11 protein-coding genes are annotated in these 12850 nt (G+C 53.5%); 10 read left to right on the forward strand and 1 reads right to left on the reverse strand.

The window, feature by feature from the left end; translation table 11 throughout:
• The 9 genes from RBR60_RS14840 to RBR60_RS14880 all read left to right on the forward strand — a co-directional run.
• The coding region (locus tag RBR60_RS14840) for a reverse transcriptase/maturase family protein (RefSeq protein ID WP_320358194.1) at nt 1-1258 on the forward strand (1258 nt) is incomplete at its 5' end.
• Entirely contained in the window at nt 1234-1812 is a 579-nt protein-coding gene (locus tag RBR60_RS14845) for a hypothetical protein (RefSeq protein WP_320358196.1), read from the forward strand. The genes RBR60_RS14840 and RBR60_RS14845, both read left to right, overlap by 25 nt.
• A 141-nt stretch (nt 1813-1953) precedes the next feature.
• Complete coding sequence (locus RBR60_RS14850) at nt 1954-2937, forward strand: hypothetical protein (RefSeq protein WP_320358198.1); 984 nt, start codon at nt 1954-1956, stop codon at nt 2935-2937.
• Nucleotides 2934-3368 carry a hypothetical protein gene (locus tag RBR60_RS14855; RefSeq protein ID WP_320358200.1) on the forward strand — a complete coding sequence of 145 codons (435 nt, stop codon included), beginning with the start codon at nt 2934-2936 and terminating at the stop codon, nt 3366-3368. Before RBR60_RS14850 ends, RBR60_RS14855 begins: the two co-directional genes overlap by 4 nt.
• A gap of 167 nt (nt 3369-3535) precedes the next feature.
• A complete protein-coding gene (locus RBR60_RS14860; RefSeq protein ID WP_320358202.1) occupies nt 3536-6406 on the forward strand; it encodes a phage tail tape measure protein in 2871 nt (956 codons plus the stop codon).
• Nucleotides 6407-6458: 52 nt separating this feature from the next.
• Complete coding sequence (locus RBR60_RS14865; RefSeq protein WP_320358204.1) at nt 6459-7097, forward strand: hypothetical protein; 639 nt, start codon at nt 6459-6461, stop codon at nt 7095-7097.
• A gap of 15 nt (nt 7098-7112) precedes the next feature.
• The gene (locus RBR60_RS14870) at nt 7113-9053 is read left to right on the forward strand and encodes a hypothetical protein (RefSeq protein WP_320358206.1); all 1941 of its coding nucleotides are present in this window, start codon (nt 7113-7115) and stop codon (nt 9051-9053) included.
• 35 nt (nt 9054-9088) lie between these two features.
• Nucleotides 9089-9466 carry a hypothetical protein gene (locus RBR60_RS14875; protein WP_320358208.1) on the forward strand — a complete coding sequence of 126 codons (378 nt, stop codon included), beginning with the start codon at nt 9089-9091 and terminating at the stop codon, nt 9464-9466.
• On the forward strand, nt 9433-10704 hold the full coding sequence (locus tag RBR60_RS14880; protein WP_320358210.1) for a hypothetical protein: 1272 nt from the start codon (nt 9433-9435) through the stop codon (nt 10702-10704). The genes RBR60_RS14875 and RBR60_RS14880 overlap by 34 nt, the downstream gene beginning before the upstream one ends.
• Before the next feature lie 177 nt (nt 10705-10881).
• On the opposite strand, the gene RBR60_RS14885 is transcribed toward RBR60_RS14880, so the two are convergent.
• A complete protein-coding gene (locus RBR60_RS14885) occupies nt 10882-11910 on the reverse strand; it encodes a WYL domain-containing protein (RefSeq protein ID WP_320358212.1) in 1029 nt (342 codons plus the stop codon).
• A 249-nt stretch (nt 11911-12159) separates the two neighbouring features.
• On the opposite strand from RBR60_RS14885, the gene RBR60_RS14890 reads away from it, so the two are divergent.
• Nucleotides 12160-12822, forward strand: coding sequence for a hypothetical protein (locus RBR60_RS14890; RefSeq protein ID WP_320358213.1), 663 nt, complete (start codon nt 12160-12162; stop codon nt 12820-12822).
• Nucleotides 12823-12850 lie beyond the last annotated feature (28 nt).

Genomic DNA, 12850 nt, shown 5'->3' on the forward strand with positions numbered 1-12850 from the left:
GTGGTGCGCGAATGGCAACAATGACGCGACGAATGCGAATTCCAACATTGGTTCCCGTCTGGCGAAGATACGGCGGACAGAAGCCGAAGTCCCACGGGGCTTCGGACAGATCCAGAATATTCGGGGCTTGCGTCCTGGCCGAAAGGCTAAACATCAAAATGGTGCGGCGGTGAGTAGAGATCGAAAATGGCCGCACCTCATTTTAAGGAACAAGATGTCAAGAACCTATAACTACCTTTTTGATCAAATAGCAGACTTCGACAACCTGTGGATGGCGTATCTGTCCGCCCGGAAAGGGAAGCGTTTTCGCCATGAAGTTGCTGTATTCTCGGCACAATTGGAAGAAAACCTCATAAACATCCACAACCATCTTTTGTGGGGAACATGGCAACCGGGAAAGGCCAGAAACTTTGTCTCTATGGAGCCAAAAAGAAGAGAAATAACAGCCCCGCCCTTTGCGGATAGAGTGGTGCATCACGCCATCTACAGAGTTGTCAGGCCCTTGTTTGATAAAAAGTTTATTCATCACTCATACGCCTGCAGGAATGGTAAGGGCGCACAGGCAGCGGTAAAAGCTTTACAGGGAATGCTCCGAAGGGCGCAGGCCAAAAGAGACAAGCCATACATCATGCAGGCAGACATAAAAAGCTATTTTGCGTCCATCCGGCATGATGATTTGACAGTAGCAATAAGAAAAACAATCCGGTGCGAGAAAACACTGGATTTATGGCGCAGTGTCATGTCCGGATATGGCTTTAACGGTGTAGGCAGACCTGTGGGTGCGCTGACCAGCCAGCTTGAAGCCAACATCATGCTGGATCAGCTGGACCACCACATGGCAGACGATTGCGGGTATAAATATCTCAGATACATGGACGACTTTATTGTGGTGGCCAAAGATAAAAAAGAGGCGCAGCAGGCCCTGCAAGAAGCCCGTGTTTTTGTAGAAGGCATAGGCTTGAGGCTTAACCCCAAAACCGCTGTCTTTCCCGTCAGCGCAGGCGTTGACTGGTGCGGATACAGGACATGGGCCACGCACATTCTGCCACGTAAGAGAAACGTAAAAAGGGCAAAGGCGCGGCTCAGAAAAGCGGGGAGAGATTTTGCTTTTGGGAAAATAAGCCGCAAAGAGGTAGCGCAAAAAACCGCCAGCCTTAGGGCCTACATGAAACACTGCAATGGCAAAAGAACCACGGAAGAGATCATAAAAAACAGCATCCCGAAGGGGGCATCATGCGGATTGAAAACCACATTTTAAAGATGGACGATGATAGGGAATACGAACTACCCCGACTGCCCAGGCCTGCCCGTGTGCATGTCTGGCAGGTGCCGGAAAATTACCGGACAAGCGGCCTGTTTGTGTCTGTGCAACAACCGGGGGATATGCAGGAGCAGCCCGCCTGCAGCCCATTCGATGCCATATTTTTAGGAACCCTGGATCTGGATGCCGACGATACCGCGGCGCTGGAACACGTAAAATCAGAGTGGCTGCAGCGCATATTACATCAATCAGATGCCGCCATGGCCGCGCTGGCGGGGAGCTATTCCGCCCACGAAAAACTCTCGTGGGACAAGCAGGAGGCGGAAGCCAGGGCGTATCTTGCGGACAGCAGCAGCCCGACACCCCTGCTCTCCGGCATCGCCGCTGCCAGAAATCTCACCGTAGAGGATCTGGCCCAGAGGGTCCTGGCAAAGGTGGCGGCTTATGAGGTGGCCGCCGGACAGATCCTGGGAGAGCAGCAGCGCTGTGAGGATAGCATAAAAAAAGCCACATCTATTGAGGCGGTTCAAACGGTGGCTTTTGGGGCGTAAAAAACCTGTCAAGCTTTTTTTGCTCCCCTCTGCTCCCCTCTGCTCCTCATACAGCCTCACCCAGTCACACGCCCACGGCTGCTGAAAAATCCCATGATACAGTGCCGGGAGATATTAACCGGCAAACAGGAGATAAAAAACATGAGCAAAACGAACAACGCAGCAAACGCCCTCCTCAAATACGAATCCGGCCAGCAGTTTGTCCCGGCCCAGGCCATGACGGACTCCGGAGACCACACCACCTACAGCATCGCAGCAAAGCCGTGGTCTGGCGTTGCAGGCAGGGAGCCGGTCATCCGCCCGGATGGTCTCATCACAGGCGGGGCCATCACCCCGTCCGCAGGAAACAACAGTGTCACCGTCGCGGCCCTCACGGCCTACCAGGCGGGTCAGCAGATCGCTGTCGCATCCGGGACTGTGGCTGTCACCCGCGCGGCAGACACCAACACCCACAAAATCACATCCATCACCATCGATGACACCGGAGCCCTGGCCGCTGTTGCCGGAACGGACGGCACGGCATTTACGGAAACCAGAGACGTTGCTGGCGGCCCGCCCCTCATCCCTGTGGGCAGCATCGAGCTGGGGCAGGTGCGGCTTTCCAGCGCCACAGCAGCAGCCGTCACCGCTGCAGAAATCTACAGCGTTCCGGGAACGCATACGGAGCTGTATGATTTCCCCGTCTGGGACGAAAACTCCACCCACGGTAAAATCACATTCGCGACAGCCCTGCCCGCCATCCACACGGGCAACACCACCCGCAGGATTTTTGCGGAGGTTTATACCCCGATTTTTGCCCCTCTGGAGCCGACCTCAGATTTTGTACCGCCCGAAACCACCCACTCCCAGTCCTCCACCCAGGTGTATGGCGGGTCTGTGGGATCGTCCTCTGAGTCTCTGGGGCAGGGATCGTTTAAGACCTACCTCAAAGACGGGGTCACGGACGTTGCTGTGGGCCTCAAAAATCAGACCCTCTGGTGGCAGTTTTTTCCGCACCGCCTCCGCGCCCCCCACCTGCTGGTGCAGGCCAAGTTGGGGATTGCCCGGATGTTTCCCGCCGGGGACAGCATCTCCGCCTCCTGCACCCTGTCCGCGTCGTCCGCGGCTGAGGAGATCAAGTCATGATGGACATAGGGCGGTTTCTGGCCGCGAAAACCAAGCCCAGGACACGGGATTTTCCTGCTCCCGAGGGCCTGAAGGTCTTTTTTGAGGATCCGGCCCAGGCGGCGTTTCAGGTGCGGGGCCTCACCGGGGAAGAGCTGGCACGGGTGCGGGCAGCTGTGGAGCGCAACCGGGATATGCAGGCCCTGGTGGAGAAGTTTTTTGGAGGCCGGGAGGAGAGACTTTCCGCCATGAAGGACGTTCTGGGCCTGTCCCCGGACTCCCTCCCGGATGACCTGGCCCGGCGCATCACCATGGTAGCCCTTGGCTGTGCTTCTCCGGAGCTGGACGAACAGGCCGCAGCCCGGCTCTTTGAAGTGCAGCCCGTGTTTGCCTATCAGCTCTCGGATGCCATCCTCAATCTCACCGGAGAGGGCGCAGCCCTGGGGGAGTAGAGGCCCTCTGGCGCGACGCGGGTATCCGCGCCGCGCTGAATCTGGGTCACGCCAGGGGGAAAATGCTGTTTGAACTGCGGCCGGATGTGTTCCCGCAGGGGCATCTCACGCAGGTAGAGACGGCCCTGTGGGGCATGTTTTATGAAAATCTGAAGGAGAGATAAAGCATGGCGGATATGGAAAAAACAGTCAAAATCGTGTTTGCCGGGGATGATCAGACCTCCGGCCCGGCAAAGTCCGCCATCGATAATGTGGACAAGGTGGCTGAGAGTGCGGACAAGCTCAATCGCTCTTTTTCCGAGTCGGCGGGAGCCATGAAAGCCTCTATAGACAAGGCTTCCGCCCTGGCCGACAAAATCTCCGCACCGTTTGCCCGTGCAGCGGATGCCGTACTGGCGACAGACGCAGCGTTGCTGGCCCTTGCCGTGGGGGGATTGGCGTATGCCTACATAAAGGCCGTGGACTTTGAATCTGCCAGCACCAGCCTTGCCCAGGTGCTGGAGGAAGAACTCCTCCCACAGATCCCCCGAATACAGAGAGAAGCCCTGGCCCTGTCGAGTGCCTATGGGGTGTCGGCAACGAGCGTCCTGGACTCCACAGTGGAGTTTAAAAAAGCGGGTTTTGCGCTTGACGACTCATTGAACATGGCGGAAGCCGCCATGCGCCTGGTGATTGCTGCAGCAGAGGCCGGGTATGAGGTGGGCAACGCCTCCTCGGACATCATTGCCATCATGAAGGGCTTTAATGCCGAAGCATCCCAAACCACCCGCGTTACGGATATTTTGAACAAGGTCTCCAACGATTACGCCACCTCCGTGGTGGAGTTGTCCGGTGGCATGGCCAAGCTTGCGCCCCTGTCGTCTCAGGCCGGGTTTTCTTTTGAGGAAACCGCAGGGCTTCTGGTGCCGGTGATAGAGCGGTTCCGCTCCGGGTCAGAGGCCTCGGAGGCGTTCAAAACCACGCTCCTCCGGCTTTCGTCGAATACAAAAACGGTCACGGATGCACTGGATATCCTCGGCGTTTCTCAAAAGGATTCAAACGGGCAGATGCGGTCCTCCCGCGATATTTATTTTGATGTCGCCAAGGCTTTTAAAACGGTGGACGAAAGCATGAAGCCCGTGTTGGTGCAGATGCTTGCTGGCACAAACCACGCGGGAAAAATGATTGTTGCTTTTGACGGGCTTAAGCTCTCCACAGCGGTAACAAATACGGCACTCCAGGCCACGGGGGCCGTGGCGGGAGAGGTCTCGCTCAAGATGGCGACGGCGGAGGTGGCCCTGGCGCGGTATGGCGTTTCGCTCCAGAACCTCGGTATTGTGGTGGGTACGGAATTCAAGGACAGCATCACCGGGGCCATCAGTGGCATGACGGAGATTCAGTCTGTGTTGCAGCAGCTTGTTTCTTCCGGAGCCTTTGACGATCTTTTTGACGGCCTGCGCCGCATGGGGGGCGGGCTAGAGGCCTTTTTCAGGGATGTGGCCAAGGCCCTGCCCGAAGCCATGGAAAATGTGGATTTTTCGGGGTTGACAACCTCTCTCGAAGGGCTTGGGGATGCCATCATGAGCCTGTTTGGGGAGCTGGATCTGAGAAAGGCCCAGGACCTTGAAGTCTTCATCCAGACCGCGGTGGACATGCTCAAGGGCCTTGTGAATATCACCTCCGGCATGGTGGAAGGTTTCAAGCCCTTCATTGACCAGATCCGGGAGTTTTTCCTTCTCATGGCCCAGGATGACACCGAGGCTCAGAAGGCCGCGGGCCAGATCCTTGCCATCGGCAAGGCGGTGAATGCGCTGGGGCTGGAGTTTGCCGCTGTTCTCGTTGGGATGAATGAGTTTGGCATAGCGGCATCTTCTGTTTTCAATGTCGTGGGCGGGGCCGTACAGGTGTTGTGGAACACCCTCACAGGAACCCTGCGCTGGCTGAAGCTTTCTTTTCTGGAGGTGCAGGAAGCCTCTCTCGCCCTTGCGGAAATGGTGACCTTCGGCGGGATGAGCGAGCAGTTCGGCAGAGACCGGGCGCGGGTGGAAGCGGAAATTGCGGCACTGAAAAAATCCATCAACGAAGACGGGCATGACATCTTCAGGGGCTTTGAGCGCATTGGAAGGGGCTTTGGCCTGATTGCCGAGGAAGCCGAGGGCGGCAGCGGATCTACGGCCAAAATGCGGACTGAGGTAGAAAAACTCGCCAATGCTCCTGTTCCTGAAATCCGTGTTTCCACGGAGCAGATGGAGGCCGCCAGAGCGGATATTATGGCGATGGGGCTGGATGTCTCCAATCTTTCAGATGACGTCATCATGGAGTTTCTCATCCACAAGGATGAGGCCTCGTGGTCTGCGCTGAAAACAGCCCTTGACGGGCTGCCCCCCATTCACAAAGTGTCCGTCAAACCAGAGGTGGACACAAACTATATGGAGGTCGTGAAGGGCGTTTTTGCAGGGATTGATGACGAACAGAACATCATCTACTATGCCGGACCGGACAAGCCCTCAGTGAAAAAGACAAAAGAAGAATTGGAAAAAGAGCTTTCTGAGGAAAAAAAAGTAAAGGTTTATGTGGAGCTGGAAAAGGCCAAAATGGCCGAGGAAACAGAGCGGATCAAGGCAGCGCTAGATGTCGTGAAGAGTAAGGTAGAGTGGAGGGCAAAGCTAGATATCGCAGAAGTGGAATCAAATGCAAAAAAAGTGGAGGCCATCATCTCCGGGCTTTCCACCACCATGGAGTCCACCGGCAATGTGTTGGGTGATTTGTTTGACACATGGAGCAGTTCCGGCAGTTTTTCCGATAAGTGGCAAATTGAAAAATGGGTAAAAGAAGAAATGAGTCTCCGGAAGGAAGCCCACAATAAGCAAATGGAAATAGCAGATGCGGAAATGCGGCTCATGGACGCCAAAATGAGCGCCCTGAACAAGGGGGATTCCCTCATCACCATACAGGGGGATGGCCTTGCCCCCCATCTGGAGGCCTTCATGTGGGAGGTTTTGTCCGCTATCCAGGTACGGGTGAACGAGGAAGGCATGGATATGCTGCTGGGGATCTGAGGTGGACCTTTTTGTTTTTACCATAAACATGAAAAAATGATCACGGGGCCCCATGACAATATTCCAGGCCACTCTGCAGACCACCTGGCAACAGACCGACTGGGTAACCTGGCAGGGACTTGCTGCCATGCCGTGGTGGGCAGACATGTCTTTTGCCGCCCATTCCCAGAGAGTTTTTGTGTGTGTTATTACCGGATCGGCCGACGGCATGGAGGATCTAGAAATACCCATATCGTCTCTCCAGTTCCGACTCTACCGGCATGGGGCATCCCATCTCTCTGTGGCAGCCCCTGGGGCTATGCAAAACATAGCCCCCGTGGAAGCTCGCAAAAATGGGCAAATCGTGTTGTTGCAGGGATTTTATCATGCCGACGGGAGCAGAGATCTAGTAGAAATGGCCAGGGCCGGAAAAATAAGCGTCAGGTACGACATGGGCGGGCGCAATAGCCACATCACCCTGGCAGCGGGAGGCAAAATTTCTTTTTCTTTCGATCCCACCATACCCAAGCGGTCCGGGCCGCTTGTGAGTTACTCCCTACAGGCCGATGGCCACATCCGTATCAGGTGCGCCCCGGTGTTCGGGTTGATGCCGGGTGACTGGATCCAGACCCCTCAGGGTAGCTACCTGGTGGACAGGATATCTGTTTCCGTGGGCCGCAACCAGGCGAACATGGAAATCCTGACAGCATAAGAAGCGGGGGCATGCATGGCTATTGTGGAAATTTTAGAAAATCTGGGTGATGGAAAATATATGGCGCAGGTAATGTGTCATCGGGAGTGGGTGGGCCCGCTTATGGAGGCTGCCCAACAGCGAGTTGTGTTTTACAACGAGGCTATGGCAGGGCTTGAAGAGAAGATCCTCACGACGGCTGATGAGACCGCAGCAGCGTCCAGGGAGCTGGACAAGCTTATCAGGGAGTGCGCCGGACAGCCCGCGAGCAATGCGCAGAGGCGGGCTGTCCTGGAGGCCCAGATGCAGGTCCAGCGCTGCAGAAACACCGAGGCAGCGATTCGCGCCCAGTACGCACGGGCCGAGATGTGTTTACTGGCCAATCAGCAACACATACGAGATTTACAGGAATTAAAAAATAGGGTGGATAACGATATCAGAGAGCTGTGGTGTGTAGACCTCAGTGAAAATCTCACAGGTTCCCTCCCCGCTATGGAAATTAACGGAGAACCAGAACACATGGTCCTGGGGGCCCAATCCCTGGAAATCGCTTCAGCCCCATCCGCTGCGCGGCCGCATGGCCGCCTCAAACCCATCTCTACCATGACCGCCGCCCAGGCAGTGTTCAGTTGGGCCATTATGCCGGGATGGCAAAAATGGAAACCCACGTACAGGACGGCCACCATCAGCAGTATAAACATTGCCGCAAACACCGCATCCCTGACCCTGGACGAGTCCCGGTCCTATATTAAAAATCTGGAAATCAACCAGGCGGACACCTTGGCTGATGTGCCCGTTGATTACATGGATTGTCACGCGGCGGCATTTGAGGAGGGAGACCATGTGGTGGTGATGTTTAGCGATCAGGAGTTTCGCCATCCGAGGATCATTGGTTTTGTGGAAAGGCCGAAAGGGTGTGGTTTTGTGTGGTCGCTAGTGCATTCCCACAAGCAGAAGGAGGGCTTATATCCGCAATGGCCGGAAGCTCTGCACGCAGTCGGTATTTTTTGCTTCAGCTCCAACATGCAAAAAATAATCGGCAGGAGAACCCACAGCAAACTGGCTGTCATGAAATCGATCCCTGGTCCGAGGTCTGGCAGGGTTTACGATGTATACCCTGAGTATGCTGCCCACACGCCCCTGCGGTCATTTTTTGTTGTAAAGGATCCAGAATCTTTCTTTGAATTTCGCCACCCGCATACGATGGGGATTCTTGCGGGATATGCCCGCCAGCTTATTTGTGGAACAGACCCAGAATGGATATTTATCCACACCGAATATGCGCCTACGGGGACGTTCGACGCTGACGGACACGAAATATATGAACAAGTAGGCCCCAGATTAGCGGAAATTACCGCAGGGGCAGAATTTTTGTTTGTGCGGGCGATCTGGCCGGGGAAAAACACCATGGAGGTCCGCAGGTACACCATGGACGGTTTATTTATTGGGGTAAGTACCTTTGATGTCTTGAGCCCCCAATACTACTATGAGGATCGCTGGTGGATAGAGCACCATGCCGGGGTCACGTGGCTAGGGATGAATAACGATGTGGTTGGCTGGAACGTAGTGCATCGAGTACCCCAGGACGGGGGTGCGGACACCGCTGTGGAATTGCAAATGGGGGGGGGCTGGCGCGGAAATATGCCAAGAGCTGTTACATATAATGGGGATTTTATCTTTTACGGATACCAGGAGCCGAGGGAAGAAGCCCCTTATTTGTATGCAACAGCGGATATTGACGGGGCTCTTCGACATATATCCGAAATATCCCACGAATCAGACTATATCTGGTCCATGACGTCGACCAAAAAAGAGCTGTTTGCTTCCACCCGCCAGGGATCTGTTTGCCGCATTGCCATAGGCGCAGGCGGCGCCTTGTCTAAGCCTACCAAGAACGACGTTAACGCGCTGCTGATTCCGGAGCTTGGTGGTGCCATAACAACCATGCAGGACATGACGGCCTTCCCGAGGCCGTAAAACAGACCCGGCGACCATCCAGGAGATAGGTATAAATGAAAATCATCGTCACCACACCCGTGTTTGACATCGATGGTACGCGTGTTATGGAACAAGACAGTCCTGAACTGCTGGCAAACCGCTCAGGCTCGCGCAGGGTATCCCGGACAGCCACCCTGGATGGAGGGGCCCATGTAAATGACATGGGCTATGCCTCAGCTGATCGCACCATCAAGGTTTCCACCGAAACCAGACACCTGGAATGGCTCTCCCGCGTGGCAAAAATGTATGGCGAGATCAGGGTATCAACGGAAGAAGGCCTGTTTTTCGGCGTGCCGTCATCCTGGGGCATCCGCAACAACACCGCAACTTTATCTGTATTGGTTTTAAGGGAGGTTAGATGTCAAATAAATTTTGGCCAGCAACGGCAATAGACGATGGGCCTGGTGCGCTTACACTGCTTGACGGAGACACGCTTTCGGATGGTGATGCGGCCTTTGTTGTGACGGAAGGTCTCCTGTCGGTATATAGATTGCACGGCGATTCCGGAGCAACCCCGGCACCACCAGCAATCCTCATCCCACAAACAAACGCCGGAAACAAACGATGGATCAGAATCGGCGTATTAGGCGAAGAGGCTCCGCTTGTTGGCGCAGACATCGACTCCGCAGACAACTGGCAGGTATGGCCCGGCGCTACATGGCTCAACAAAAACCTGTGTGTCGGTCGAGTGTCCAGCCCGGAAACCTGGGAGGTTGTTTCGGCCGCAAACCTGCCAGATGCCAACAACGCGGGGTATGCGTGGCCGTTTGTTGTTGGGGACCAAGTGTATCTGGTGGCCGGGATGTCACACAACCCCATAACGGCAAGCCTTTCTGACCTGTCATCATGGTCTGTAGTCTCTACGGCATGGCCCAGAATGGCGGCGGCGTATGCCGCCCACATCGGTGACCATATCTGGTTTTTCGGCACCGGCGACATAAATACTGGGGCATGGCTTGAGATCAGGAGGGTCCACACCGGCGACATGACTGCGGAGCCAGAGCTCATGTCTGTAATCCCGGAAGGAGAGTGGATGCCGACAGAAAATTTTCTGCCCATCGCATCAGGCTACGGCTCCCTGTTTATTGTCGGAGAATATATATACATAGTGGGCGGCGTGGATGATTCCTGGAATGATATTTTTTCGATTATGCGCGCCCCTGTTTCAAGCCCCGGGGCCTGGGAGATTGTGCCGGGGAAGACCCTTCCGGATTCGCGATATATGCCTGCGTTCGCGGCCGTAGGAGACTACCTGTATCTGTATGGTGGATCGAATGGAAATACCAATATTTTCAGAAACACAATATTGAGAGCACACAAAAGCGATCCGTCAAGCTGGGAGGTGGTGGATGGAGCAACGCTTCCCCAAGGCCGGTTTGGCATGACATCCATTGTGACAGACACCCACATATACCTCGCTGGCGGACAGTTCGGGGCGGCCTCCGCAAACAGAACATCCTCTGTTATGTGCGCCAGCGTTGAAGATCCGACCACTTTCGTTGACATCCCCGGCGTATTGCCCACAATCTTGTCCGGCAATCCAAGGCCTATCATAAGCGGAGGGAGGGCCTGGATTCTTGGGAACGAAGATTCATCCCACCGCACCAAGATATATAGGACGGCGCTGTGAGCCCTACGCCGTGGCCGCCAATAACAGACTGGTTCGGGCATGCGCATAGGTCGAAGCTCACCCCGGACCAGGAAATGAGCTTCTCCGCGTTTGCGTCAGAAGGTTCCGTGCCGAAAACAACAACTTCAATTGCCGCCGCTTACAGATGGCTGAAAAACTATCTGCTTTCATCTATCCTTATTTTTTGGCGCGCTTTTCTTCCTCTTTTATTTTTTTATCAATATAATCAAGAGCCTCTTTTTCGTTTGGGTGTATACTTTTTTGCGTAGACACAATCCTTTTTGCATAATCGGACACCATGGGTAGGCTGTCGGGCTTTTCGTTTTTTAATTTGCCGACGGCCAGCTTAAACCCATGCGTTGACGGCAGTTCTATTTTGTCTATAAATTTATCAATCACGGCGTGAGGCAGCGCCTTGGGCCAAAGCATCTCCTCTATGGCCGAGATAAGCAGATCCCTCTCTTCTCTCCTTGTCTGTCCGTCCGCCTTACTCACATAGTACAGAACTTTGAGGGTGTTTTTTTCATCGGCGTAAAGTTTTTCCAGTATTCTTTTGGGGGAGCTTTCGTATTTGCGGCGCAGGTGCCCTGGTATATCTGTTACGGTTTCAAAAGTGTCTATGTCAAAACACTCCTGTATCCTGTCGATGCGAAAGGTTCTGTAGGCCCCCCTCAGATGGCAATGCCCCTGGAGATAGCAGCTCCCGTCATAATAACTTACCCCTATGTCTCTGGTTGTTTTTTCATTTTTTTCATCTATATACACAATATTGAGAAGGCTGTTAACAGGTACATCATGATGTATATCATCCCAGTATCTGGATATTGCCGGGGGGTGGTATTTTTTTTCAGGGGTGCTTTCGGTGTCTCCGGGAAAAGGATCTGCATCTCTGGGAGCAGGCTTCTTTTTGTTATAAAAAAAGAAAGCTGCAATGCCACCCACTGTCAGCACAACAAGAAAAAAGCCTTCCTGCGTAATTGCCGAAAAAAACACAACCATAAAAAATAAGGCAACCAATATATAAGGGGCATAAAGGGGGGCATGCCTATTTTCTTGTGCTTCGATTTCTGCCACACACATATCCCTTTGTGCCTCGGGACGGGGCATGGCTTTTCTGTAAATTACTCCACATCTGGGGCACTCATCTGCTGGCAGCCCGTCATCCCCCGATCTCTCAAACCCACATTTGGGACATATCCTCACCATGCGGCCTCCTTTTTTGTTAGGCTTTTTTTGTTGAGATTTTTACGCTATAAAAAAGGGCATAAAATTAGCCGCAAAACAAGAAAAAAAGGGTGCCTCTTTTCCAAGACAATAAAAACATGGAAGCAGGCGGACGAAATGAAAAAAATGCGGGGTCTTTTTGTATTTTTCTGCGGCGGCTGGATACAGGCCCTACAGCATTTCTAGGAGAGAGAAAAGAGGTCAGATTTTTTTGAGAAAGGATTTTTTATCATGGAAAGTCTTCTGTCGTATGTTCCACTCATGTTTTTTGTTGTGTGGTTTTTTTCGTCCTGGTATCTGCGGAAGAATAAAAAATCAAAGACCATCTCTGTCGGGGGCGGTTTTTTAGGGGCTTGTATTTTTTTTGTGGTTGTGTCGTTCGCGCTGATACCCAGCAACACCAACACAAATGGACGGCACCAGGACAAAATAAAGCCAGCGGCACAAGAAGCCTTTGAGAGAGCCATCTCCCAGCATATGCGCCAATACGAAGCCACAAAAAACGAGCTGGTACAGAGACAGCTTAGGGAGCAGCGGAAAAACAAAATAGCAGAAATATTGCCCGACAAATCCGCAACACACTGGCTGGGAGTTGTGAAGGAGATAGGAGCCACTTCGGATGGGAAGGGTATTTTGGCAATAAATATCGACGGTGGCATACAAATAAAGACCTACAATAATTTTTTTTCGGACGCCGGACCCAAAACTCTGATTCCTCCGGATTCGGATCTTTACAAAGTGCTATTGACATTGAATCCGGGCAGCAGGGTGGTTTTTTCAGGCTCTTTTTTTGAAAGCAGGCAAGACTATATAAATGAAATCAGTATTTCAGAGGCGGGGAGCATGAGAATGCCGGAGTTTTTGATGAGGTTTTCTTTTGTCGAGAGGTATTGACACCGCCTGCAGGTATGCTACGGTTTCC

Origin of the sequence: Desulfobotulus sp. (assembly GCF_034006065.1) — a bacterium.
Lineage (GTDB): Bacteria > Desulfobacterota > Desulfobacteria > Desulfobacterales > ASO4-4 > Desulfobotulus.